Source organism: Streptomyces sp. NPDC059008 (assembly GCF_042749045.1).
Lineage (GTDB): Bacteria > Actinomycetota > Actinomycetes > Streptomycetales > Streptomycetaceae > Streptomyces.
Genome location: NZ_JBHYJC010000003.1, coordinates 207308 through 232598, shown reverse-complemented (window position 1 = coordinate 232598; position 25291 = coordinate 207308). Strand labels below are relative to the sequence as shown.

Here is a 25291-nt window from a genome sequence, read left to right as displayed (position 1 = left end):
CCCGAGAGGGGACGACCATGCGCGCGAAGACCAGAACCCATCGCATCGTCGCAGCACTGTGCACAGTGCCCTTCCTCGTGTTCGCCGGCGCCGGCGCCGCGAGCGCGGCTGCGTCCACCGCACCGGCGGCGGCCACCTCCCACGTCCAGAACCACGACTGGCGCTGTGACTACTGGACCTGGGACGACTGGGACTGCGACGCCTACTACGGCCACGGCTTCCACGGCCTCAGCTACAGCTTCTACGACCACGGATTCGGCTACGGCGGATACGGCGGTGGCGGCCATGGCTACGGCGGCGGATACGGCGGCGGCCACGGTGGCGGATACGGCGGCGGTCACGGATTCGGTGGCGGATTCGGTGGCGGCGGCCACGGCGGCGGCCACGGCTGATCGACCGGCCACGGAAGCACCGACGGCCTTTCACCCAGGGGACCTGCCCGCAACGGGCGGGTCCCCCTTCCCCGCGCGGGGGCGGTCCGGCCGGTGCGGCAGCACGCCACGGCGACGGACGAGGGCCTGGCGACCGGCGTTGGCCAGGGGCCGTCCAGGGCCGCATCCCGGCCTTCCGGATCAGGAAAGCGTCAACATCGTCGAGCTGGAGCACGCTCCCGCCGGGCTGCTGTGACCATGGGACACCACCCATGTCCGCTCGGCCGCCCGAGATCCCCTCGCAGTACCAGGCGCCGTGGGTCCGCGCAGGAACGGTGAGGAAGGGGCCTTCGGTGGCGCCGAGGGTGGTCGCAGCCGATACGCCAGGCGTACGGCCAGGAAAGCTCAAGGTGTTCCTCGGAGCGGCGCCCGGGGTCGGCAAGACCTATCGGATGCTGGACGAGGGGCGCCGTCGCGCTCGACGCGGCACCGACGTGGTGGTGGCGTACGCCGAGTGCCACGGCCGGCCGCACACCGAGGAGCAGCTCCAGGGGCTGGAGCTGCTGCCCAGGACGCGGCGCGAGTACCGGGGAAGTACGTTCACCGAGCTGGATCTCGACGCCGTCCTGGCCCGCCGTCCCGAGGTCGCGCTCGTCGACGAGCTGCCGCACACCAACGTTCCCGGGGGCCGCAACGCCAAGCGGTGGCAGGACATCGAGGAGCTGCTCGCCGCCGGGATCGACGTCGTCACCACCGTCAACGTCCAGCATCTCGCCTCGCTCAACGACGTCGTGGAGAAGATCACCGGCGTCCCGCAGCGGGAGACCGTCCCCGACGAGGTCGTGCGCCGCGCCCACCAGATCGAACTCGTCGACATGCCCGCCGAGGCGCTGCGCCGGCGGATGGCGCACGGCAACGTCTACCGGCCGGAGAAGGTCGACGCCGCGCTCGCGCACTACTTCCGGGTCGGCAATCTGACGGCCCTGCGGGAACTCGCGCTCCTGTGGGTGGCCGGGCGGGTGGACGAGACCCTGCAGAAGTACCGTTCCGAGCACGGCATCGGCACCGTGTGGGAGACCCGCGAACGCGTCGTGGTGGCGCTGACCGGCGGCCCGGAGGGCGAAACGCTGATCCGCCGGGCGGAACGGATCGCGGACCGGTCCTCCGGCGGCGATCTGCTGGCCGTCCATGTCGCCCGCAGCGACGGACTCGCCTACGCGTCCCCCGCCGCGCTGGCGAAACAGCGCGAACTGGTCGAGAGCCTGGGCGGCAGCTACCACTCGGTCGTCGGCGACCATGTGCCCACCGCGCTGCTGGACTTCGCACGCGCCGAGAACGCCACCCAGCTCGTCCTGGGCACCAGCCGCCGCAGTTGGCTGTCCCGGCTGCTGGCGCCGCGCGGTATCGGCGAGGACACCGTCGAGCTCTCCGGCGACATCGACGTCCACATGGTCACCCACGAACGCGCGGGCCGCGGCCGGAGGTTGTCCCTGCCGGGCCGGCGACTGCCGTACGCGCGCCGGGTCGCGGGGCCGGTGGCCGGACTGCTGCTTCCCCTGCTGCTGACCGTCCTCCTCGCCCAGACCCGCGGCACGCTCAACCTGACCAGCGAGGCCCTGCTCTTCCTGGTCACCGTGATCGGTGTGGCCTGCCTCGGCGGTGTGGTCTCGGCGCTGCTCGCCTCGCTGTCCGCGTCGCTGCTGCTGAACTACTACTTCATCCCGCCGAGTGGGCAGTTCACCATCACCGAGCCCAACAACGCGCTCGCCCTGGCGGTCTTCGTGGCGGTCGCCGTCACGGTCGCCGCGATCGTGCAGCGTTCCCTCCGGCTGTCACGGCGCGCGGCCAGCGCCACCGCGGAGGCCGAGACCCTTTCGTCCATGGCCGGGAACATCCTGCGCGGTGACCAGGCGGTGTCGATGCTGCTGGAGCACACCCGTGAGACGTTCGGCATGGCGTCGGCCGAACTCGTCCCGCGCTCGGGACAGGAGGCCGAGGCGCTGGAGGGCGGGGACGGCCTGGTGAAGGTGCCGGCCGGGCCCGACCAGATGCTGGTCCTGCGCGGCCGCACCCTGCCCGCCTCCGAACACCGGGTGCTGACCGCCTTCGCGGCACACCTCGCCGCCGCCCTGGACCACGCCCGTCTCACGGAGGCGGCCGCCGAGGTCGAACCGGTGAAGGCGGCGGACCGGATGCGCACCGCGCTGCTGGCCGCGGTCAGCCATGATCTGCGGACCCCGCTGGCCGCGGGCCGGGCCGCCGTCAGCTCCCTGCGCGGCACGGACGTGGAATTCTCCGAAGAGGAGCGGGACGAACTGCTCACGACCGCCGACGAGTCGCTCGCCAAGCTCAACCGCCTGGTCGACAACCTCCTGGACATGAGCCGGCTCCGGGCCGGGGCCCTGACGCTGCACCTTCAGCCCACGGCCTTCGCGGACGTGCTCCCCCTGGCGCTCGACACCCTCTCCGCGACATCGGTGCCGATCGAGTCGCAGGGGCTGGCGGAGATCTGCGAGGTGTCCGCGGATCCGCCCCTGCTGGAGCGGGTGATCGCCAACCTGGTCGTCAACGCGGTCCGCCACTCGCCCCCGGGCCAACGGGTGCTGATCAGCGCCAGCGCCCTCGGCCCGCGAGTGGAGCTGAGGATCATCGACCGGGGGCCGGGGCTGCGCCCCGAGGACCGGGACCGGATCTTCGTACCGTTCCAGCGGACGGGCGACAGCGACAACACCACCGGCCTGGGGCTCGGACTGGCCCTCTCCCGAGGCCTGGCCGAGGCGATGGGCGGCACCCTCACCCCCGAGGACACCCCCGGAGGCGGACTGACCATGGTCCTCTCCTTGCGCGCCGCCGCCGCGGAGGAGCCGGCCTGACGCGCCCAGGGGGCAGTTCATCAGGGGGCCGTCAAGAGGGACGGGGAACTCTTGAAGCCCTGCGCGGCGGGGCATTTGATGGTTGACGTGAACAGCGCCTGGCTTCTCCTCGACCGTCCGCCTCATCCGGTGGCTCCGCGTCGTGCGCCGCGCTGCCCGGAGGTCTCCGCCGCCCGCTGAGACCCTCCCGCATCCCTACGGGGCGCCATGACCCGATCAGGCGCCCCTTTCGCCTACCCGTACGTCATTCCCCGCGGCTTCGGCTTCGGCTTCGGCTTCGGCTTCGGCTTCGGCTTCGGCTTCGGCTTCGGCTTCGGGGTACCCACTCATACCTACATCCCCTACCTGGATGGGACCATGTCCGACCTTTCCTCCCGCACCGTCCTGGTGACCGGCGCCACCTCCGGCATCGGCTACGAGACCGCCCGCCGGCTCGCCGAACGCGGTGCCACCGTCCTCGTGCACGGCCGCACCGCCGAGGACGCGCAGGCCGCGACCGACCGGCTCATCGCCACGGCCGGCATCGCATCCGGCCGACTCCGCGGATTCGGCGCCGACTTCACGCGCCTGGAGGAGGTCGAGGCCATGGCGCGGCGCGTCGTCGCCGAGCACCCGCACCTGGACGCCCTGGTCAACAACGCCGCCACCGCCGCGCCCGAACGCCACACCCTCACCGCCGACGGCAACGAGATCGCCTTCCAGGTCAACTTCCTCGCCCACTACCTGCTGACCTGCCTCCTGGAACCGGCACTCACCAGCCGGCCCGGCGGCCGGGTCGTCAACGTCTCCTCGTCCCTGCACCGCACCGCCGCCATCCAGTGGAGCGACCCGCACCGCGCCCGCCGTTACTCCCGCCTCGCGGCCTACGCGCAGTCGCAGCTCGCCCTCACCGTCTTCGCCGCCGACCCGCGGGTGACGGCCGTCTCCGTCCACCCGGGCGTCTGTGAGACGGACCTGCTGTCGCTCTACGCGAACAACGGCGGCCCAGCGGCAGCGGGCGCGGCCCATGTCGTACGCCTCTGCGACCCGGCCACCGAGATCGTCAACGGCGCCTACTACGACTGCGACCAGCGCGTCGAACCCGCACCCGCCGCGACCGAGGTCCGCACCGTCAAGCGCCTCAACAAGCTCGCCGACCAGCTCGTCGGCCACCACGCCTGAAGAACCACAAGGCGACCACCAGGCCCGGCGGAAGGGCCCGGCCACCCCGCGAGCGCCCCAAGGAGACCCCGTGATCGAACTCTCCCGCCACCGACTCCCGGCCGTTCCCCCATGGTTCGCCGCCGGGCCCCCTGGGGCCGCGGCGCAGGCCGAACACGCACTCCTCACGGGGGCCGGTCGCTGGTGGGCCGACCGCGCCGACCACCCCCGTGCCGTCGCCGTCTCCTGCGCCGACCAGGTGCTGTTCGGCGGCGACCCCACCGCCCTGGCACCGATCTCGCTGGCCGGGTTCGCCGGGCACTACGTACAGGCCCCCGCCGGCTTCCTGCCGCTGCTGAGCAGCGCCTTCGATCTGCTCCTGCCGTGGGAACGCATGGTGTACGTCCACCGAGGCCCGCTGCCCGTATCGGTTCCGCGCCCGCCCCACGGCGTGACGGTGCGCCGGTTGGCGCCCGAGGACGCCCCGGCGCTCGCCGCACTGGACGCGGACACCGCCTGGATCCACGCCAGTTGGGGTGGCGCCGCGGGGCTGGCCGCCTCCGGGCACGGCTGGGCGGCCTTCCAGAAGGACCGCATCCTCGCCCTCGCCTGTACGTACTTCCGCGGCAGCACCTACGAGGACGTGGCCTGCGTGACCCGCCCCGAACACCGTCGTCAGCGCCTCGCCCTGGCCTGCGTCACCGCACTGTGCGCGGATGTCGCGGCCCGCGGCCACATCCCCAGCTGGAGGTGCTCCCGCGACAACCGGCCGAGCCGGCTCCTCGCCTGGAACGCCGGCTTCCGCCTGGAGCACGAATACGTTCACTACTTCACCGGAGAGCCGGCCCGCCGCGCTGCCGGAATCACCGGCTGAAGCCCCGGGCCGAGGAGGCCGATGCCCGAGTCGACGGGCGCTCCAGGTCGTCGCGGACCGGGGGGTGCCCGCCGGGGCGTCGTTCAGCCGGCGGGCTCGGCCGCGGAGAAGTACGCGCGCGAGGCGGGCAGGAGCAGGACCACTGCGATCACGGCGATGAAGAGGTCCGGGGCGTACGAGGACAGGAGGCTCCAGTCGAGGGCGGCGAGCCCGCTCATGCTCATGTCGTTCAGCAGGAACAGCAGGTTGCCCGCGCCCGCCACGATCATCACCAGCCGGGCCCAGTTGCGTCCTCGGCGCATCCACACCGCACACAGCAGCCATGCGCCGGCGAGCACGGCGAGCACCGCCGCGGACAGGGAGAGCTGGCGGATCGCGCCCGACAGCCCCTCGTGGTCGCGCAGTTGCGCAAAGCCCGTGGGAGGGAGGACGAACGCGTTCAGCGCCCAGCTCCCGAATTCGAGGAACACGGTCCCGATCGCCGCTCTGAAGGCGATCTCCACCTCGTTCGGGGGTTGGCTGCGTCCTGCCGTGGCGCGGTTCATGCGCTCCCTCTCCTGGGGCCGGGGGTGTCGAAGGCGGGCCTGTCCGTTCGGTAACCAAGACGGCCCGCTTCGACTCCTCGTTCCACCACTCGGCGCCGGCCTCCGGCCCCTCGGATCAGAACTGCAGCGCGTCGGGCGCGGAGGTCTGCCAGTAGGTCACCGAGGCGTTGTCGTCCTTGTGCGTCTCCGCGGGCAGGCTGAGCGTCAGGGGCGCGCCGACCGAACCGGAGCCGCTGCGCGGCGTGAAGTACACCGTCAGCTTCCGGGCGACACGGCCGTGGGTGTCCCCACCCGCCTCGCCGCTGAGCAGGACCGACGCATAGGCGGATCGGCCCGGTGCGAGGGTCACCACGGCCTGCGGCTTGCTGTCGTCGTTCACCCGCGTCGCGGACTGGTCGTCGTCGAAGCGCAGGGAGGGCGCGAAATAGGCGCTGCAGGGGCGGGAGCCCTTGTTGGTGACCGTCAGCAGCAGGTGGTTGATCGGGCGCGGCACCTTGGTGACCGTGGCCGTCATGTTGCCCCCCGCGCAGGCATCGGACGAGCCGGCTCCGCGATCGGGGGCCTTTCCGCCGTCCGAGGGCCGCGGGGCGGAGGGATTCTTCCCGGCGCCGGAGGCCGAGCCACTGCCGTTGCCGCCGCTGTTGCCGTTGCCACCGCTGTTGCCGCTGCCGTCGGCCTTGTCCCCCGGGCGTGCCGAGGCGCCGTCGGCGGCGGCATTCCCCGGGGAGGGGTCGTCGGACGGCGAACCCTGGCAGGCGGTCAGGGACAGCGCGGCGATGACGGCGGCGGTTGCGGCGACGGCGGTACGGGGGCGAATGCGCAGCATGATGAAGGGTGTTCCTTTCGCTCCACGGTGGTGGAGGTGGTCACTCCACAGTGGTGGAGGTGGCTCTGGACGTGTCTGTGCGTGTGGGGTGGGGTGGATCCATCCGGGTGCTTGCCGCGGCTCTGTCCCTGCCGGCGAGGTCGCCGGGTCGCCGGATCTCAGTTCCGGTCGAACAGCGAGATGACGACGACTGCGACGCAGACGATCAGCACGGTGAGGGCGAGAACATCGCTGAGGCACGGGCGGGTTCGCATCGGGTCTCCCGTCTCGGTGGTGCTGCGTCCAGCCTGCGGGTGGGTCGCCACCGCGCCAACCGATCCTGGACAATGAGAGAAGCTGGAACGCCGACAGTGGGTTTGACCTGGGGAAACGACCATTCCCTGGAACACCGTCCTGGAACGGCGGAACGAACAGGGGATCAGGGTGGCCACAGGGACAGAGGACTTCGCGCACCTGCTGCGCCGGCTCAAGGAGCGCTCCGGACGCAGCTACGGCGCCCTCGCCGGACAGTTGCACTTAAGCGTGTCCACGCTGCACCGCTACTGCAACGGCGACGCCGTACCGCTGGACTTCGCCCCCGTCGCACGCCTCGCCAGGCTGTGCGGGGCGAACCGCGAGGAGATGGTGGAGCTGCACCGCCAGTGGATCATCGCGGACGAGGGACGCCGCCGAGGACGCTCGGCCCCGGCCCCGACCGCCCCCGACACCCCCGATGCCCCCGACGCAGATGCGGACTCAGGTGCGGACGCAGCTGCCGACGCCGATCCACCCCCCAACGCCACACCCCCCACCACCGCTTCCGCGGAAAGCGCCACCGCGGCCACCGCGCCCACCTCCGCCACAGCCACCACCACCCGCACCCGCACCCCCACCCGCAAGCGGCTCCGTTTCGCCCTCGCCGCCCTTGCCCTGGTCTCCCTGGCCGTACCGGCGGCACTGGCCTTGGAGCAAGCCCCGGCGGAGGAGGCCCCCCGGGACTCGCGTGGTGCCGCGCGCCTCCCGGCCGCCGGCGATCATCCCGTCCGCACGCCCGAGAACCGCCCCGCCCCCGCCCCTTCCGCCGCGAAGGACTCCCCCGCACCCGGCGACAAGGGCGAGCACGGCTCCTCCGCGTCGGGCCGCCCGAAAGCTCCCGACGCGCGCCGCGAACCCGCCGGCGACAAGGGGAAGCGCGACGGCTCCGCACCGCAGGTCGGCGTCAGCTCGTACAACTGGGACGGGCCCTGCGGCGTCTACTACCTGCTCCAGCAGCAGCCGGAGCACGTCCCACCGCCGCCCCCGCCGCAGGACGCCCGCGGCTGGTCGCGTGCCCTGGGCGGCGTGGACGGCGGACATCTGCGGCTCCAGCTCACGGCGACCGGCAGCACGGACGAGGCCGTCGTCCTCACCTCGCTGCACGTCCGTGTGGTGGGCAAGCGTGCCGCGCTCCCCTGGCCCGTGTATTCGATGGGCGAGGGCTGCGGTGGCGGGGTCACCCCGCAGAGCTTCGACATCGACCTGGACTCCGACCGGCCGACGACGAAACCCGTGGCCGGACAGGACGGCGACATCGAGGTCCCCGCGAAGGACTTCCCCTTCAAGGTCTCCACCCAGGACCCGCAGGTGTTCAACCTGGACCTGCACACCGAGGGCCACGACGTCAGCTGGTACCTGGAGCTCGGTTGGAGCAGCGGCGACCGGCGGGGGACCGTGCGTATCGACGACGGCGGAAAACCGTTCCGCACCAGCGCCGTCGACGGCCGCGACCACTTCTCCTACTGGCCCGACAAGTACAAGTGGGTGCCCGAGTAGGCGGCATACGGGAGCCCTGTTCGGCCCCCGATGAGCACGACGGCATACTGCCTGTCGGCGCGACGTGTTCATTTCCGCATGTGAGGAGCAGTCATGGCCGACCAGCCCACCGCCCAGAAGACCACGTTCCGGACGGTCTTCGAAGTGGGCCCCGATGCCCTGGCGCAGACACAGCGCATGGCCGACGCGTTCCAGCACGCGGTCGCCCCGGCGACCGTGGACTACGACTTCGGTGAGATCCGCCGCGCCGCGGAGGCGATCCCCGACGGCTCGATCGTCAAGATCATCCGTGGCTGGGGGCTCCAGGAGACCGCGCCCGCCGGCGTCATGGTGCTCTCGCTCAGGGAGACCGTCCGCCAGGCGCTGACGCACCCCTTCGGCAACCCCGCGTTCTGGGAGAAGGCCGAGGCGGCGCTCGCCGACACCTTCGTCGGCCTCGGCGAACAACACGGCACCCACCTGTCGTTCCACGGGGACGCCGTCGACAGCACCAGCTACTACTACAACCTGCTGTTCGCGCTCCAGGACGAGGAGACCGAGGGCTTCGTCCACGTCCTCGCGCTCTGCGCCGATGTGACCGTCGCGCTGGACGGGGAGCGGGCACGCACACTGGCCCTCGACGACGTCGCCCGGTTCACCATCCGGCTCAACGCGGTCGCCGTGCGACAGGCACTCCGGTCCGCCGGCTGACCGCCGGCCGGGGCACGGCAGTGCGCCACGCCCCGGCTCTCTTCTCCGCTCTCCTCGCCTTCACGCCACCAACAGGCCGGTAACTGCGGGTAAGTGATCAGTTTCACTCAGTACGGGACCCGCTCGCGGTCCATACCGGTCTTCTGGCTGCCATGATCCCTAGTGGCGCGGAATGCGGTTGGCTCCGCACACTCCGCGCGGACCGAAATGACAGCGAATTCAGGGGTGTTGGCGTGAAGTTAGCGTGGTGGCGGCGGGTTGCGCCCGGGCGGGCGGGCACCGACTCGGGTGCCGTGCCGAGGCGGCCGGGGGTGGCCCGCCGCTCGTGGGCGGCGAGGCGCTTCGCGGCGGTGGGGGCGGCCGCCGTACTCCTCGGCCAGCTACTCGGCGGGCACCCGGCCGCGGCGCAGACCGGCCTGCTGCCGGGATCGGCGTTCCCCCTCGTCCTGGATGTGGACCTGACGCCGAACCCGGTGTGTAGCGGAAGCGTGCACGGCCGGGTGGAGATCTACGCCCCGTCCGCGGCGAAGGCCCAAGCCACCGTGGAGTGGCGGATGCGCGCCGGTGCGGAGCAACTGGCCGGCGGGCGCGTCGCCATGGCGGCAAATGTCGGTACGGCGGAGTTCAGCATCCCCTTCGACCGGGTACCCGCGGCCGAGACCGCCGTGCAGATCGATGCCCGCATCGCCGCCTCCGACGGCCGTGCGCCCGGCCACTACGGCAAGGTCTGGCGGGACACGGTCCGCCGGGGGTGCGACCCGGTGCGGGTGGCGTCCGTCGGCGACTCCGTGGTCTGGGGTCAGGGGCTGGACCACGACCAGAAGTTCCCTTATCTGACGGGTGAGTTGCTCGGCCGGGCGACCGGGCGGGGCCATCAGAACCTGGACTACTCGATCTCCGGCGCGGTGCTCGACGCGCCCGAGCTGCCCGCGGGCAACGACGACGCGGCCTGCCTGCGCACGACGGAGAGGCAGGACCCGGACGGCGACGGGGAGATGGAGTTCGGCGAGGTCACCCAGCAGATGCCGGACGTGTTCTGCCAGTTGGAGAAGGCGGGCGCACAGGCCCGGGCCGGCGGCTACGGTCTCGATCTGGTCGTGATCAACGGGTGCATCAACGACCTCGATCCCTTCTTCGGCATCGGCGTCGGCATCACCCCCGGCTCGGAGGACCTGCCCAAGGCGGTGAAGCGCGAGTGCTCCGGCGTCGGCGCGGCACCGGAGAACCCGGCCAAGGACGTGCCCTACTTCAGTGGCGCGAAGGTCGGATACGGCGGACGCGGTATGCAGGCGGCGATCGAGAAGGCCCACTCCCTGCCGGGACGGCCGAAGGTGCTCGTGGCCGACTTCTACTACGCGCTGAGCCGCAGCAGCTCTCCGATCCCGGTGCGGACCTGTTCGACCCCGGGAGTCGCCGGGGCCCGACTGGCCTCCTGCAAGGCCGCCCTCGGCAACGTGGCCGAGCGCTACGAGCAGTACACGCAACTGGCCAATGCCGCTTACCACCAAGCGGCGGCCGCCGCCAACAAGGCGTCCGCGGACGGTCCGTACGCGGTCGCGGCCGACGGGCTGTTCACGGTGGACAACGCCCTGCTCACCCGGGACTCCAAGGTCTGGAACACTCCGGTGACCGACCCGGCGTTCCCGCTGCGCACGCGCGCCTGCCCCGAGCTCAGTTCGACCCCGGTGCAGTGCCTGTCCGCGGCCGTCGGTCACCCCGACATCGAGGGCGCCCGGCAGTACGCCGACGCCTTCCTCCTCAACCCGAGTGTGCGCACCTGGTTCGACCTCCCCCGGCAGGGACCCCGGGCGCAGCTGGAGGCCCCGAAGGACGCGCAGGTCGGCAGCGAGGTGCCGCTGTCGGTGACGGTGGACGGGGAGCCGCCCGCCGACGGGTACCGCTACCACTGGTACTTCGGTGACGGTACGCAGCAGGAGACGAACGAGCCGACCGTCCACCATGCCTACGACCGCAAGGGGCCCTGGCTGCCGCGGGTCGTGATGACCGGTCGGGACGGCGGACGGGTCCTGGCCGAGGCCACCCGGGCCGTCACGGCGGACTGACGTCCCCTACCGGACCCAGGGGCGGCTCGCAGACGCGGGCCGCCCCTTTAGGCATGCCCCTCCGTCGGCAGCACCACCGACGCCACCATCGCGCGCAGCGCGACCAGGGCGCCCTTCGGGTCGACCCGGTCGGGGGCCAGCAGCCACTGCTGGTGGATGCCGATCACCGCGCCGCTGATCGTGACGGCCAGCATCTCCGCGGACAGACCGGGCGGCAGCGGCAGTCGCTCCAGCCACCGCCGGCAGTGGCCCCGCAGGGTCTCGTGGATCTCGACATAGCGGCCGTGGATCGGTGAGCCCGGCTCCAGCGCCTCCACCAGGAGCGTGACGAACAGCTTGGTGGTGGGCGCCTCCAGCATGCCCTGGGCGCCCTCCACGAGGCGGTCGAACCCCACCTCCGGCGCCTCCGCCTCACCCGGTTCGGCCAGGCCGGCGCTCATCAGCTGCACCGAGCGTTCGAGTACGGCCAGCAGCAGGCCCTCCTTGCTGCCGAAGTGCCAGGGAATCGATCCCCTGCTGATCCCGGACCGCTCGGCCACGTCGGCGAACGTGGTCTGCCGATACCCCTTCGCCGCGAACAACTCCGCGGCCGCCGCAAGGATCCGCTCGCTGCTCTCGTGGCTGGTCTGCTCTCGTCGCGTCGCCACACCGCCCCCTTCTCTGCTCGTCAATATATTCTATGCTGGCCAACATAGGATGCGGGACGGCATGAGGAGGGGTTGGCATTGCGCTTCGTCACATACGCCTCGGCTGACGGCGACCGGGCCGGCGTCGTCAACGGAGATCTGATCCATGCGTTACCCAAGGGCACCACCCTGCTCGAACTGCTCGGCTCCTTGCGGCAGGAGGGCGAGCGGGCGCTCGCCGAGCCCGACGAGGTCGTCGCGCTCGCCGACGTCACGCTCCGAGCCCCCCTCCCCAGGCCGCCGTCCATTCGGGACTGCCTGTGCTTCCTCGACCACATGCGCGGCTGCCTCAAGGCCGCCGGCGGCACAGGGACGCTGGATCCGACCTGGTACCGGATCCCCGCCTTCTACTTCGCCAACCCCGCCACCGTCATCGGCCCCCACGACGACGTCCCCGTCTCCCCCGGCAGCGCCTGGTTCGACTTCGAGTTGGAGATCGGCGCGGTGATCGGCACCGCGGGCCGCGACCTGACACCCGAACAGGCCGACGGCCATATCGCCGGCTACACCCTGTTCTGCGACTGGAGCGCCCGCGACCTGCAGGGCCTCGAAAGCCAGCTCAAGATCGGCCAGGCGAAGGGCAAGGACGGTGCGTCCACGCTCGGGCCGTGGCTGGTCACACCCGACGAGCTGCCCTTCGCCCCGAACGGCAGGCTCGCGCTCCAGGTACGGGCGGAGGTCAACGGCGAACTGGTCGGCGAGGGCCGTACCGACGCGATGGACTGGTCCTTCGGCGAGGTCGTCTCCTACGCCTCCCGCGGGGTCGAGTTGCGGCCGGGCGACGTCTTCGGCTCGGGCACCGTGCCCGGCTGCTGCCTGCTGGAACACCTCGACCTCGGCGACCTCGCGACGTTCCGGGGTTGGCTCAAGGACGGCGATGTGGTGTCGCTGCGCGCCGAGGGGCTGGGCGAGGTGCGGCAGACCGTACGGGCCGGTGCCGCTCCCCATCCGCTCGCCGCCAGACCCGATCCCACCGCGCGGCCCCGCCGGCCGAGGGTCAACCCGGCCCGCTCCGCGCTGCCTTACACCAAGGGGCTGCACCAGGTCGGTGACGGCGTCTGGGCCTGGCTGCTGCCCGACGGCGGGTACGGCAGGAGCAACGCGGGGCTGATCGCGGGCGAGGGCTCGTCACTGCTGGTCGACACGCTCTACGACCTGCCGCTCACCGCCGAGATGCTGGCCGGTATGCGGCCGATCACCGACCGGCACCCGCTGAGCCACACCGTGCTCACCCACGCCAACGGCGACCACACCCACGGCGGCCAACTGCTCCCCGACCCGGTACGCGTCCTCGCCGCCGAGGGCACGGCGCGGGAGATGCGCACCGAGATGGCGCCGGAGCTGACCGCGGCCCTTCAGGTCATGGACTTCGGGCCGGTACTCACGCCGTTCCTGCGCGACCGCTTCGGCGCGTTCGACTTCGGCGGTATCCGCCTGCGCACCCCCGATCAGACCTTCGACCGGCAGCTCACCCTCGAAGTGGGCGGACGCGAGGTGCGGTTGCTCGACCTCGGGCCCGCGCACACGGAGGCCGACACCGTGGTGCACGTTCCCGACGCGGGGGTGCTCTTCGCCGGCGACCTGCTGTTCATCGGGTGCACTCCGATCGTCTGGAGCGGCCCCCTCTCCAACTGGATCGCCGCCTGCGACGCGATGATCGACCTCGGTGCGTCCACCGTGGTGCCGGGCCACGGCCCGGTGACGGACGCCGACGGGATCCGCGCCGTCCGCGACTACTTCGGCCATGTCATCGATCAGACGGACGCCGCGTACGCCAGGGGACTCGACTTCCAGGAGGCGGCGTTCGGGATCGATCCGGCCGAGTACGCGGACTGGCTGGACGCCGAACGGATCGTGGTCAACGTCTACCGGCGCTACCGCGAGATCCACCCCGACCAGCCCGTGGTCGACAGATTCGCCCTGTTCGGCCTGATGGCCGAATGGGACAGCCGGCGGATGCGGTGAGCCGACTGCCGATCAAACGACGGCACGGCTCGGTCGCGGATCCGGCGCAGGAAAGACCGTGGAGAAATGACAAAGGAGAGCACCATGAAGGTAGGAATGGTGGCGTACCACTATCCGCACGCCGCTCACCGCGAGGAGTTCATCTCGCGCGTCCACCAAGTCCGCGAGGTGATGCTGCGGACACCGGGATGCCTTTCGGGTGAGTGCTGGGTGTCCGGCGACGCGGTGATTTCCATAGTGCGGTGGGAGTCCGAGGAGGCACGGGACGCGTCGCTCGCCGCCGTGGCGGAGGCCGGAGTGGACGTCACCTACGACGAGCGCGAGTCACGCCCCCGCGAGATCGTTCCGCTGGTCGCGGCCTGAGCACGGCCCCGCAGTCCTCGTGGGCTGCGGGGCCGTCGGTGCGATCCGGTCGGGCGCCGGTCGGCGCGGGCCGTACCGCACCCGGCGCGCCATTTGGAGGTTTGCCGGGCGGACGGCCGCACGACTAAAATTCAAGATCATCGATAATTTCTTCGATTCACCGGTGCACCACCGGTATTCCACTGCAGTGGCCCCACTGATGGAGGGCGGCCATGGCGAAGATCCTTGCGGTGCTCTATCCGGATCCCGTGGGCGGCTATCCACCCGAATACGCCCGCGACGCGATTCCCACCATCACCGGCTATCCGGGCGGTCAGACCGCGCCGACCCCGCAAGCCGTCGACTTCACCCCGGGACAGCTGCTCGGCTGCGTCTCGGGAGAACTGGGACTGCGCCGCTTCCTTGAGGAGCGGGGCCACACCCTCGTCGTCACGTCCGACAAGGAGGGCGCGGGCTGCGCGCTGGACCGCGAGCTGCCCGACTCCGACGTGGTGATCTCGCAGCCCTTCTGGCCCGCCTATCTGACCCCCGACCGGATCGCCGCGGCGCCCCGGCTCGGACTCGCGATCACCGCCGGGATCGGGTCGGACCACGTCGACCTGCCGAGCGCCATCTCCCACGGCATGACGGTGGCGGAGGTGACCTACAGCAACAGCATCAGCGTGTCCGAGCACGCCGTCATGCAGATCCTCACCCTGGTGCACGACTACCTGCCCGCCCATCAGTGGGTGACCGCTAAGAAGGGCTGGAACATCGCGGACAGCGTCTCGCGCTCCTACGACCTCGAAGGCATGGACGTCGGCGTCCTCGGCTCCGGCCGCATCGGCCAGGCGGTGCTGCGACGCCTCAGGCCGTTCGACGTCACCCTGCACTACTGCGACGTGCACCGGCTGCCCCAGGACGTCGAGGAGGATCTGGAGCTCACCTTTCACCCCGACGCCCGTTCCCTGGCCGCCGCGATCGACGTGCTGTCGATCCACACCCCGCTGCATCCGCAGACCCACAACCTCTTCGACGACGAGCTGATCGGGGTCATGAAGCGCGGGTCGTACATCGTCAACACCGCACGCGCGCTCATCGTCAGCCGGGACGCCGTGGTGCGGGCCCTGGAGAGCGGACAACTGGCCGGATACGCCGGTGACGTCTGGTATCCGCAGCCACCACCCGCCGACCATCCCTGGCGCACCATGCCGCACGAGGCGATGACCCCGCACGTCGCCGGTACGACGCTGTCGGCGCAGGCCCGCTACGCCGCCGGCACCCGGGAGATCCTGGAGTGCTGGCTCGACGGACGGCCCGTCCGCCCGGAGTACCTGATCGTCGACGGGGGCGGACTCGCCGGGACGGGAGCGCGCTCGTACACGGTCGCCGGATGACCGGCGACGACCGGTGGACGAGAAGTCGTCGCGGGGGGGGGAGCCCATGGACCAGGGCTGCCTCCCTGCCTTCCAGCCTCACAACGGCTGCTGCGCCCAGATGGTCTTGCCGTTGCGCACATAGCGGGTGCCCCAGCGTTCGGTGAGCTGGGCGACCAGGAAGAGCCCCCGCCCGCCTTCGTCGGTGGTGGCGGCGTGGCGCAGATGGGGGGAGGTGCTGCTGGTGTCCGAGACCTCGCAGATGAGGTCGCGGTCGCGGATGAGCCGGAGGGTGACCGGGCCGCTGCTGTAGCGGTAGGCATTGGTGACCAGCTCGCTGACGATCAGCTCGGTGGTGAAGACCAGGTCCGCCAGCCCCCACTCCTTGAGCTGGGCCACCGCCAGCGTCCGGCCCTCGGCGGCCGCGGTCGGCTCCTCCGGCAGCTCCCAGGTGGCCACCTTGTGTGCGGCCAGGCAGCGGGTGCGGGCGGTGAGCAGGGCGATGTCGTCACTGGGGCGGTCGGGCAGCAGCGCGTCCTCGACCGCCTTGCAGGTGTCCTCCAGCGAACGGGCGGGCCCGCTCAGCGCCCCGCGCAACTGCGCCAGGCCCTCGTCGAGGTCGCGGCGGTGACGCGCCAGCAGGCCGTCGGTGTAGAGCGCGAGCACGGTGCCCTCGGGCAGTTCCAGCTCGGCGGCTTCGAAGGGCAGTCCGCCGAGGCCGAGCGGCGGGCCGGCCGGCAGGTCGGGGAAGTCCACCCGTCCGTCCGGTGTCACCACCGCGGGCGGCGGATGACCGGCGCGGGCGAGGGCGCAGCGCCGGGAGACCGGGTCGTAGACCGCGTACAGGCAGGTCGCGCCGACGACCTGCGGGGCACGCTCGCCGGTCGCCTCCTGCTCGGCTGCCAGCCGGTCCACGAGGTCGTCCAGGTGGGAGAGGACCTCGTCCGGGGGCAGGTCGAGGTTGGCGAGGGTGTGGACGGCGGTACGCAGCCGGCCCATGGTGGCCGCCGCGTGGATGCCGCGACCGACCACGTCGCCCACGACGAGGGCGACCCGCAGTCCGGAGAGCGGGATGACGTCGAACCAGTCGCCGCCCACGCCGGCTGTGGCGTCGGCCGGCAGGTACCGGTGGTCGATCTCGACCGCGGGGTGCTCGGGCATCTCGCGCGGCAGCAGGCTGCGCTGGAGCGCGAGCGCGGCCTGGTGCTGCTGGGTGTAGCGGCGGGCGTTGTCGATGCAGACGGCGGCCCTGGCCGCGAACTCCTCGGCCAGCGTGAGGTCGTCCTCCTCGAACGGCTCGGGTCGCCGCCACCGCCACAGGCTCACCACGCCCAGTACGAGGCCACGCGCGACCAGTGGCACGACGATGAGCGAGTGGACGCCCAGCTCCAGGACCCGCTCGACCTTGTCCGGGTCGAGGGAGGACCAGCCGGGAGAGAACTCCAGGACCGGTTCGAGGACGGGCGTCCGCTCGGCCAGGCACCGGGCCTGCGGGGCATCCGACGGGAAGTGCATCGCGTGGCCCACCGGATACATCACCGGAGGAGCCTCGGGTGAGATGCTGCGGACCGCCGCCCGGACCATGCGGGCCGCTTCCTCCCGCCCCGGTTCCTCACCGCGGGTGACCGACTCGAGCAGGTCGACGGAGACGCAGTCCGCGAGTTCGGGGACCGCCACCTCGGCCAGCTCGCGCGCCGTGCGCTCCACATCGAGGGTGGTGCCGATACCGGCGCCGGCCTCGTTGAGCAGCGCCAGTCTCCGGCGGGCCCGATAGCGGTCGGTGACGTCCTCCACCATCTGGGTGACGCCGAGGATGCGGCCGGCGGAGTCCTGCATCCGGAAGGCCGACACGGACACCACCAGCTCCCGGTCGGGGTCGTGCCGCAGATGGCAGGGCTGCTCGGTGAAGATCAGCGGCTCGCCCGTTTCGAGCACCCGCCGCAGCTTCGCCTCCACCGTTTCCGCGTCCCGGCCGATGACGAAGTCTCCGGTGCGCAGCCCGTGGTAGTACTCGGCCGGGATGCCGCCGAACCGCGCGATCGCCCGGTTCACCCGCAGCAGGCTCAGGTCGGGGGCGTGCACCGCGAGTCCGATCGGGGACCGGCGGAACATCCCGTCCAGGACGGACCGGTCCGTCTCCCACTGGACCACCTGCTCCGCGGGCGCGCCGACGAGAACCCACTCGATATCGCCGTCGGCCCGTGCCACCGCCCGGACCCGGCAGCCCAGCTCCACCCGTCTGCCGTCGCGCTCCCGTACGGGGATCACCCCGAACCAGCCCCCGGCGCTCACGCAGTGCGCCACCGCGGCCATGATGATGTCCTCGTCGCGCGGGTCGAGCAGCACCTCGCGCGCCGTCCGGCCCAGCACCTGCTCCGGCGAGTGGCCGAGCAGCTCCTCGGCGCGCTCGCTCCAGCCGACGACCCGCCCCCTGCCGTCCAGCACCGCGGAGGCCGAGCGACGCACGGCGAACGGGTCGTCCGGGCCCTCGCTGAACGTCGTCACCGGTGTGTCCATCACCTACCACCCTCGTACCGTCCCAGTGGGACCGCGCGTCGGCGCCGGGACGCTGCTCGATCCGCCTTGATCGGGCGCCTGGCTCGACTCGCACCCAGTATCGGCCTGGTAAATGCACTCCGCGCGCTTCACAGGGCATACGCATGGGCCCGCGCCCGCCGTCACAGCGCACCACCCGCCCTCCCCCGGCGGCCGTCAGCCGCGGAGATAGGCGAGGACGGCCAGGACGCGGCGGTGTCCCTGCCCGTCGAGGTGCAGGTCGAGCTTCTGCAGAATGCTGCTGACGTGCTTGTTGACCGCCGCTTCCGTGACGTACAGCTCGCGGGCGATGGCGGCGTTGGCCCGGCCCTCGGCCATCAGGGAGAGCACCTCGCGCTCGCGCGGGGTGAGGCGTTGCAGAGGATCACGGCGGCGGTTCAGGAGCTGACCGACCACTTCGGGGTCCACCACCGTCGCGCCCGCCGCGACCTGGGCCACCGCGTCGACGAATTCGCCGACGGCGCTGACCCGGTCCTTGAGGAGGTAGCCGACGCCGGTGTCGCTGCCGAGATCGAGCAGATGGGCGGCGTAGGACTGCTCGATGTACTGGCTGAGGACCAGGATCGGCAGGGTGGGACGCTCGTGGCGCAGGAACACCGCGGCCCGCAGCCCGTCGTCGGTGTTGTCCGGTGGCATGCGGACGTCGGTGACGACGATGTCGGGGTGGTGCTCCCGGACCGCGGCGACCAGGGCGTCCGCGTCGCCTACGGCGGCGAGCACCTGGTGGCCGAAGCGGGTGAGCACGCCGACCAGGCCGTCCCGCATCAGCGGGGAGTCCTCGGCGAGCACGACGGTCAGCGGCACGGCAGCTCCACGTGCAGGAGTGTAGGTCCGCCCGGCGGGCTGGAGACGCGGAGTCTGCCGTCCGCCGCGGCGACGCGGTCGGCGAGGCCGGTCAGGCCGGTGCCCCCCTCGGGGGCGGCGCCGCCGATGCCGTCGTCCCTGACGGACAGGGTGAGTACGTCGGTGTGGAGGCGGGCGTGCACCTCGGCTCGGGTCGCGCGGCTGTGCTTGGTGGCGTTGGTCAGCGCCTCGGCGATCACGAAGTACGCGGTGGTCTCCACGGCGATCGGCATCCGGCGTGGCAGGCGGATGTCGGCCGTGACGGGCAGGGCGGAGCGGGCCGCGAGGTTCTCGACGGCCGCCGGCAGGCCGTGGTCGGTCAGGGCCTTCGGATGGACGCCGCGACTGAGCTCGCGCAACTCCTCGACGGCGAGGGTGACTTGGGTCTGGGCGTCGGCGAGCTGCCCGGCCAGCGGTGAGTCCGGCGCGACGTCGAGGCGGGCCAGGCCGAGCGTCACGTTGAGGGAGACCAACCGCTGCTGCGCTCCGTCGTGCAGGTCCCGCTCGATCCGGCGCCGTTCCGCGTCGAAGGCGTCGACCAGACGTGCGCGGGAGGCCCGCACGTCGGTGAGCTGACGGCCCAGTTCGCTGTCGCGGGGCGCCAGCATCAGGCGGGTGACGGCGGCCCTGGCACCCGCCCACGCGGTGATGGTGTACGGCGCGGCGAGCAGCAGGCACAGGCCGACGATCGTCAACGGCCAGGCACCGGGGTCGTCGGCCGGCGAGTACATCACCACTACGGGGACGACCAGGGCGAAGCCCAGTACGAGGAAGTCCATCCACCACAGGGCGGCCGAGGACACCGCGGTGAAGCCCAGCTCGCGCCAGGTCACCGGCTCCCGCAGCCGGGTCCGCAGCCAGCCGCGCAACCCCGGGCGCTCGGGGGTCTGATGGGGGTCGGGCACCGGGTCCAGGTCCACCAGGCGCAGGCGCCACCGCTCGAAGCGGGTGACGGCGATGCCCGACAGCGCGACGCCGAGCAGCAGCACCGCGCCCACGACCACGATCAGGGAGACGAGGCCCGCGATCAGCGCGCTCACCAGGACGGCCGTGGCGACGGCACCGAAGGCGACCCCGGACAGCAGGTAGGCCAACGACCGCCAGGGCCAGCTCGACCGCAGCATCGTCAACGGGTTCTGGCCCAGGGCCTGCCAGGCGGTTCGATGTCGCACCCGCCGACCGTACCGTGGCGGGGATCTTGCTGCGGTAGTGCTGGCACTACCTTCGGACTCCCGTGTACGCCAGTGCGCCGGCCCGGGGCGAACCGGTGCACTGGGCGCCATGAGAATGTTCCCCGTCCGCAGTGGCGTCCGTCGCAGACTGGGCCTGTTGGTGGCCGCGTTCGGCATCACGACGGCCGCCGCTTCCCTGTCCCCGGCCGCATCGGCCGCCCAGCCCCCCGCGAGCCTGACTCCGGCCTCGATCGACCGCTTCGTCACCGACTACCTGGAGCAGACACGTCTGCCGGGCGCGGTGATCGCCGTGACCAAGGGCGACCGGGTGGTCCACACGGCCGGTTACGGGCACACCGCCTCCGGGCAGACGGTGACCGCGCGCACCCGCCTGCCCGTGGCGTCGCTGTCGAAGTCCATGACCGCACTCGCCGTCATGCAGCTGGTCGAGGCGGGCAAGGTCGGCCTGGACCGGCCCGTGCACCGCTATCTGCCCGAGTTCGCCATGGCCGACCGGCGCGCGGCGCGGATCACCGTCCGCCAGCTGCTCACCCAGACCTCGGGCATGGCCGACTCGACCTATCCCGACCTGGCCCACGCCCAACCGCACACCCTCAAAGAGGCGGTGGCCGCGATGCGCGGGGCGCACCTTGCCACCGCCCCCGGCACCAAGTACCGCTACCACAACCCCAATTACTTCGTCGCGGCCCGCCTGGTCGAGGTCGTCAGCGGACGGCCCTTCGCCGACTACCTGTCCGCCAAGCTCTTCACGCCGCTGCGCATGACGCACACCACGTCCGTCGACAGCACCGACGACATGCCCGACCACGCCCGCGGCTACGTCCGCGCCTACGGCGCGGTGATCCCCCGTTCCCACCCCCGCTGGTTCGCCGCCGGCGGCCATGGCGTCGTCACCACCGCCGACGACCTCGCCCAGTGGCTGATCGCCCAGAACAACCAGGGGGTGTCCGCCGACGGACGCCGTATCGCCACCGCGCGCACCATCGAGGTCACCCACACCCCGCCACCGGCGCCCCGGGACAGCGACTACGCGATGGGCTGGACGGAGAACCGGCACGACGGCGGCCCCAGGGAGATCCAGCACACGGGCCAACTGCTGACCCACAACTCCATGGCGGCCCTGCTGCCCGACAGCAGGGTCGGCATCGCGGTCGTCACCAACACCGGTCTGATCGCCGGGGACGACGCACCCCAGATCCTGCAGGGCCTCGTCGACCTCGCCCACGGCAGGCACCCGGAGGTGGCCGAGCCGTTCTCGATGACGGCCGACTGGGTCCTGGCGGCCCTCACCCTGCTGGCCCTGGGCCTCGGCGTCCGCGGCGTCCTGCGCGCCCGCCGGTGGGCGCTGCGCACCGCACGGCGACCGTGGTGGCGAGGGGCGCTGCGGATGCTGCCCCAAGTCCTTCCCCTCCTTGTCCTCACCCAACTCGCCGCGCTACTAGGCCTTCTGATGAACCGTTCGGGCACCCTCGCCCAGACCACCTACGCCTGGCCCGCCCTCGTCGTCTGCGCGACCGCGGCGGCACTCGCCTCCACCGCGGTCGTCACCGCACGCACCGTGGCCCTGCTGCGCAGGCCTGCTGCGCGGCCGATCCGCACCTGAACACGTCCCGGCGTCGGCCGCGAGACCGGCCGACGCCGGGGCACCCGTCGCCCCAGAAGCCGACACCTCAATAATGTGGTCATGGAGTTCTTCTGCTACCACCGCGATCGACCCGGCTCCTTGGCACTGCGCGAGGAGCTGTTGGAAGAGCACTGGTCCTACATGGACCGCTACGCGAAGGAGATGATCGCCCGCGGTCCGACGCTCGTCGGCGACGTGCCCACCGGCAGCGTCCACATCGTCGATCTGCCCGATCTCGCCGCGGCGCGCGCGTTCGCCTTCGACGAGCCCGGCTACCAGGCCGGCGTGTACCGGGACGTGCTGCTGCGTCGGTGGCGCAACATACTGGGGCGCACGATGTGGGACTTCCCCGGTGGCGAGGAGGGCGGCAACCGCTACCTGGTGCTCGGTCTCGGCACGGGGCCGGCAGCCGACCTCGCGCTGCCGGCCGACCAGGACGAGCTGATCGCCTACGGTCCGCTGCTGTCCGACGACGGCACCACCTGGGTGGGGACCGCGGCCCTGGTCCGGGCGCCGGACCCGGACTCGGCACGCACCGTCCTGACCCGGGAGCGATACGCCGACATCGAGGTCCACAACTGGCAGTTCGGCGGGCGGTCGTGAGGAATCGGGGCGTGGCCCGTCATCACGTCCTGGGGCTGTCCGCGCCGGTGGCCCGGGAGCGGTCGGCCGTGGCCTCGCGCGCCGACCGCTCAGGGGCGCCGCAGTGTCGCGGTGGCGATCTCCAGGAAGTCGCGTAGCAGCTTCTCGCGCCGGTCCGCTGCAACGGCCAGGCAGGACTCGACCCCTGGGGCGTCCGTGACGGGGAGATGGGCGAGGTCGGGACGGGAGTAGGACCGCGCGACGCTCAGCGGGACGAGCGCGATGCCGTGCCCGGAGGCGATGAGCTCGAACTTCTCTTCAAGCGACGACGTCCGCCGCCTGGGTACGTCGAGCATCCGCTCGCCGTCGAGGTCCGCGGAGGTGAGCTGCTGACGGCACGCCAGCGGGTGCGCCGCGGGCATGCAGGCGACCCTGGGCTCGCGGCCGATGGGGATGGTGCGCAGGCCCGAGTCGTCGAACGGGCGCCGCAGGTAGCCGACCTGGGCACGGCCGTCCCGGAGCGGCCGGTCCTGCTCCCACCAGCGTGCCGGGACGACGTCGGTCTCGACGTCCGGGTGGCGCGACGCGAACGCCCGGATCGCGTCGGCCACATGGAGCCCCGGGGAGAAGGCGACCACGAGCCGTTGGACGCCCTGGTCGACGTCGTGCACGCGCCGCACCGCCGCGGTGACCGACCGGAGGATCTGCTGCGCCTCCTCGTAGAGCTGTTTCCCGGCGTCGGTCAGCTCCACGCTGCGGGTGGACCGCACGAGCAGGGTGCACCCCAACTCCTCCTCCAGAGACCTGATCTGACGGCTGAGAACCGGCTGGGTGATGTAGAGCTGTTCCGCCGCCCGGCCGAAGTGCCGGTGCTCGGCCACCGTGGCGAAGTAGCGGAGCTTGCGCAGATCGAGATCCATGCCCTGAAGGTATCAATTGTCGGGAAGGGTATTGGACGCCGCGGACGGCCGCACCAAGACTTGACGCATGATCGTCATCACCACTCCCACCGGCCAGATCGGCGGCCGGCTCCTGGAGATACTCCTGGGCGAGACCCGCACGCACGGCGAGGAGCTGCGCGTCGTCGCGCGTGACCCCGGGAAGCTTCCCGACGCGGTCCGCACCCGCGTCGACGTCGTCACCGGCTCGCACGGCGACGCCGAGGTCGTCGACCGGGCCTTCGCCGGCGCGGACGCCGTCTTCTGGGTGGTCCCCCCGACCCCCCGGGCGCCGAGCCTGGACGCCCTGTACTCCGAGTTCACCCGCGCCGCCGCGAAGGCCTTCACACACCACGGCGTCGGACACGTCGTCGGCGTCTCGGCGCTCGGCCGGGGCACCCCCGTCGCGGGCCGCGCCGGGCACGTGACGGCGTCGCTGGCCATGGACGACCTCATCGCGAGCACCGGCGTGGCCTACCGGGCGCTCGCCAACCCGACATTCGTCGACAACCTGTTGTGGCAGGTGGCTTCGATCCGCGACGACGGCGTGTTCACCGGCACCGGCACCGCTGACCGCAAGGCACCGACGGCCGCCACCCGGGACATCGCCGCGGCCGCCGCCGACCTCCTGCTCGACCGCTCGTGGACGGGGACGGGCGAGGTCCCGGTACTGGGCCCCGAGGATCTTTCACCGAACGACCTCGCGCGCATCATGTCCGAGGTGCTGGGCCGCCCGATCCGCTACGAGCGGCAGACGCTCGACGCACTCCGCGCCTCACTCGCCGGACACGGCACCGGGGACGCGGTCGTGCAGGGGTACCTCGACATGATGCGGGCCAAGGACGAGGGCCTCGACGACGGGGTGCGGCGCACCCCGCAGACCGCGAGCCCGACGTCGTTCCGCGCGTGGTGTGAGCAGGTCCTCAAGCCGGCGGTGCAGGCATGAGCGCCCGAACCGCCCTCATCGTCGGGGCGTCCCGGTCCCTCGGGCTCGGCCTGGCCACCGAGTACGCGCAGCGGGGTTGGGAGGTCATCGGGACGGTCCGGGGCGATCGGCGCACCGGACTGCACGACCTGGCCGAGGCCTCGGACGGTCGCGTCACCGTCGAGTCGCTGGACATGACGGAGCCGGCGGAGATCGCCGCGCTCCGCGAACGCCTGGCGAAGCGCACCCTCGACCTGCTGTTCGTCAACGCCGGCATCACCCGGGGCGACATCCCCGTCGGCGAGGTCCCGACGGAGATGTTCGCCGAGGTCATGGTCACCAATGCGCTCAGCCCGATGCGCGTGGTCGAGTCCTTCCGCTCGCTGGTCGCGCCGACCGGGACCATCGGCGTGATGTCCTCGCGCCAGGGCAGCCTCGGCCTGAACACCAAGGGCGGTCACGACGTCTACCGCGCCAGCAAGTCCGCCCTGAACCAGCTGATGCGCAGCTACGCCGCCCGATACGCCGACGCCACGCACACGCTGCTGCTCCTGTGCCCCGGCCACGTCCGCACCGAACTCGGCGGACCAGCCGCACCTTTGACCATCGACCAGTCCGTCCCGGGCGTGGTGGACACGATCAACCGCCACGGCGGCGAACCGGGCCTGAAGTTCCTCAACTACCAGGATCAGCCGGTGCCCTGGTAGCGGTCGCCGGAGTGACCTCGCCGGCCGGGAGACGACCACGGCCCGGTGCTCCGCCCCAGCTGCCGTGGTGAGCGTGGCGAGGCGGTCTCGTCGTCGTCATCAGCGCCCGCCGTCTGTGCGGAAGTGCTCGACGAGCACGCGGAGGACGAAGAGGTTCCGGATCGTGGACGGGGTGTCCGACAGGGTGTGCCAGGTGCCGTCGATGTCGAGCCTGACCGCCCCGCGCTCGATCTCCAGTCGCCGTACCTGCGGCCACCGGGCGGAGACCTCAGCGGAACCGACCCCTTCCCGGGTCAGCCAGATGTCCCCGAAGGCGAGTCGTGGGGGGGGGGGGGGCGCGGGCGCGGCGCGCGCGCCGAGGGGGGGGGGGGCAGGCCCGGG

21 protein-coding genes and 1 pseudogene are annotated in these 25291 nt (G+C 71.9%); 14 read left to right on the top strand and 8 right to left on the bottom strand.

Annotation, left to right across the window (positions count from 1 at the left end; genetic code table 11):
- Positions 1-17: 17 nt before the first annotated feature.
- The 4 genes from ACFWZH_RS06310 to ACFWZH_RS06295 all read left to right on the top strand — a co-directional run bounded on the left by ACFWZH_RS06310 (position 18) and on the right by ACFWZH_RS06295 (position 5258).
- Complete coding sequence (locus ACFWZH_RS06310; protein WP_384426216.1) at positions 18-392, top strand: hypothetical protein; 375 nt, start codon at positions 18-20, stop codon at positions 390-392.
- Positions 393-724: 332 nt separating this feature from the next.
- The gene (locus ACFWZH_RS06305) at positions 725-3244 is read left to right on the top strand and encodes an ATP-binding protein (RefSeq protein WP_384426214.1); all 2520 of its coding nucleotides are present in this window, start codon (positions 725-727) and stop codon (positions 3242-3244) included.
- Between the two features lie 357 nt (positions 3245-3601).
- Positions 3602-4405 (top strand): SDR family NAD(P)-dependent oxidoreductase, encoded by an 804-nt coding sequence (locus ACFWZH_RS06300; RefSeq protein WP_384426781.1) that lies wholly within the window; start codon positions 3602-3604, stop codon positions 4403-4405.
- 70 nt (positions 4406-4475) lie between these two features.
- The gene (locus ACFWZH_RS06295) at positions 4476-5258 is read left to right on the top strand and encodes a GNAT family N-acetyltransferase (protein WP_384426211.1); all 783 of its coding nucleotides are present in this window, start codon (positions 4476-4478) and stop codon (positions 5256-5258) included.
- An 83-nt stretch (positions 5259-5341) separates the two neighbouring features.
- On the opposite strand, the gene ACFWZH_RS06290 is transcribed toward ACFWZH_RS06295, so the two are convergent.
- Positions 5342-5803 carry a hypothetical protein gene (locus ACFWZH_RS06290; RefSeq protein ID WP_384426208.1) on the bottom strand — a complete coding sequence of 154 codons (462 nt, stop codon included), beginning with the start codon at positions 5801-5803 and terminating at the stop codon, positions 5342-5344.
- Between the two features lie 115 nt (positions 5804-5918).
- Entirely contained in the window at positions 5919-6629 is a 711-nt protein-coding gene (locus ACFWZH_RS06285) for a DUF4232 domain-containing protein (RefSeq protein ID WP_384426206.1), read from the bottom strand.
- A 423-nt stretch (positions 6630-7052) separates the two neighbouring features.
- Between ACFWZH_RS06285 and ACFWZH_RS06280 the strand changes: the two genes are divergently transcribed.
- The 3 genes from ACFWZH_RS06280 (at position 7053) to ACFWZH_RS06270 (ending at position 11173) form a co-directional block, all read left to right on the top strand.
- Positions 7053-8420, top strand: coding sequence for a helix-turn-helix domain-containing protein (locus tag ACFWZH_RS06280; RefSeq protein ID WP_384426203.1), 1368 nt, complete (start codon positions 7053-7055; stop codon positions 8418-8420).
- A 93-nt stretch (positions 8421-8513) separates the two neighbouring features.
- A complete protein-coding gene (locus ACFWZH_RS06275; protein ID WP_384426201.1) occupies positions 8514-9110 on the top strand; it encodes a Type-2Aa cytolytic delta-endotoxin in 597 nt (198 codons plus the stop codon).
- A gap of 311 nt (positions 9111-9421) precedes the next feature.
- Positions 9422-11173, top strand: coding sequence for a PKD domain-containing protein (locus tag ACFWZH_RS06270; RefSeq protein WP_384426199.1), 1752 nt, complete (start codon positions 9422-9424; stop codon positions 11171-11173).
- Between the two features lie 47 nt (positions 11174-11220).
- Here ACFWZH_RS06270 and ACFWZH_RS06265 read toward each other — a convergent pair whose 3' ends face one another.
- Positions 11221-11820, bottom strand: coding sequence for a TetR/AcrR family transcriptional regulator (locus tag ACFWZH_RS06265; protein ID WP_384426196.1), 600 nt, complete (start codon positions 11818-11820; stop codon positions 11221-11223).
- Between the two features lie 78 nt (positions 11821-11898).
- Between ACFWZH_RS06265 and ACFWZH_RS06260 the strand changes: the two genes are divergently transcribed.
- From ACFWZH_RS06260 to ACFWZH_RS06250, 3 genes are all read left to right on the top strand, one after another.
- A complete protein-coding gene (locus ACFWZH_RS06260; RefSeq protein WP_384426193.1) occupies positions 11899-13824 on the top strand; it encodes a fumarylacetoacetate hydrolase family protein in 1926 nt (641 codons plus the stop codon).
- Between the two features lie 84 nt (positions 13825-13908).
- A complete protein-coding gene (locus ACFWZH_RS06255; protein WP_384426191.1) occupies positions 13909-14187 on the top strand; it encodes an antibiotic biosynthesis monooxygenase family protein in 279 nt (92 codons plus the stop codon).
- Positions 14188-14399: 212 nt separating this feature from the next.
- The gene (locus ACFWZH_RS06250) at positions 14400-15563 is read left to right on the top strand and encodes an NAD-dependent formate dehydrogenase (RefSeq protein ID WP_384426188.1); all 1164 of its coding nucleotides are present in this window, start codon (positions 14400-14402) and stop codon (positions 15561-15563) included.
- 78 nt (positions 15564-15641) lie between these two features.
- Here ACFWZH_RS06250 and ACFWZH_RS06245 read toward each other — a convergent pair whose 3' ends face one another.
- The 3 genes from ACFWZH_RS06245 to ACFWZH_RS06235 all read right to left on the bottom strand — a co-directional run bounded on the left by ACFWZH_RS06245 (position 15642) and on the right by ACFWZH_RS06235 (position 20113).
- Positions 15642-18059: a SpoIIE family protein phosphatase gene (locus ACFWZH_RS06245; protein WP_384426185.1), complete on the bottom strand. Its 2418-nt coding sequence runs from the start codon at positions 18057-18059 to the stop codon at positions 15642-15644.
- 195 nt (positions 18060-18254) lie between these two features.
- Positions 18255-18902 (bottom strand): response regulator, encoded by a 648-nt coding sequence (locus ACFWZH_RS06240; RefSeq protein ID WP_384426182.1) that lies wholly within the window; start codon positions 18900-18902, stop codon positions 18255-18257.
- Positions 18893-20113: a sensor histidine kinase gene (locus ACFWZH_RS06235; protein WP_384426179.1), complete on the bottom strand. Its 1221-nt coding sequence runs from the start codon at positions 20111-20113 to the stop codon at positions 18893-18895. The genes ACFWZH_RS06240 and ACFWZH_RS06235 overlap by 10 nt, the downstream gene beginning before the upstream one ends.
- Positions 20114-20222: 109 nt before the next feature.
- Here ACFWZH_RS06235 and ACFWZH_RS06230 point away from each other — a divergent pair, with 109 nt between their 5' ends.
- On the top strand, positions 20223-21737 hold the full coding sequence (locus ACFWZH_RS06230; RefSeq protein ID WP_384426177.1) for a serine hydrolase domain-containing protein: 1515 nt from the start codon (positions 20223-20225) through the stop codon (positions 21735-21737).
- A gap of 81 nt (positions 21738-21818) precedes the next feature.
- Entirely contained in the window at positions 21819-22361 is a 543-nt protein-coding gene (locus tag ACFWZH_RS06225) for a YciI family protein (RefSeq protein ID WP_384426174.1), read from the top strand.
- An 89-nt stretch (positions 22362-22450) separates the two neighbouring features.
- Here the strand turns inward: ACFWZH_RS06225 and ACFWZH_RS06220 are convergent, their stop codons facing one another.
- Complete coding sequence (locus ACFWZH_RS06220; RefSeq protein WP_384426171.1) at positions 22451-23260, bottom strand: LysR family transcriptional regulator; 810 nt, start codon at positions 23258-23260, stop codon at positions 22451-22453.
- 67 nt (positions 23261-23327) lie between these two features.
- Between ACFWZH_RS06220 and ACFWZH_RS06215 the strand changes: the two genes are divergently transcribed.
- The gene (locus tag ACFWZH_RS06215; RefSeq protein WP_384426168.1) at positions 23328-24224 is read left to right on the top strand and encodes an NAD(P)H-binding protein; all 897 of its coding nucleotides are present in this window, start codon (positions 23328-23330) and stop codon (positions 24222-24224) included.
- A complete protein-coding gene (locus tag ACFWZH_RS06210; protein ID WP_384426166.1) occupies positions 24221-24910 on the top strand; it encodes an SDR family oxidoreductase in 690 nt (229 codons plus the stop codon). The genes ACFWZH_RS06215 and ACFWZH_RS06210 overlap by 4 nt, the downstream gene beginning before the upstream one ends.
- A 99-nt stretch (positions 24911-25009) precedes the next feature.
- Here the strand turns inward: ACFWZH_RS06210 and ACFWZH_RS06205 are convergent.
- A pseudogene (locus ACFWZH_RS06205) lies at positions 25010-25291 on the bottom strand (hypothetical protein); the annotation flags it as partial.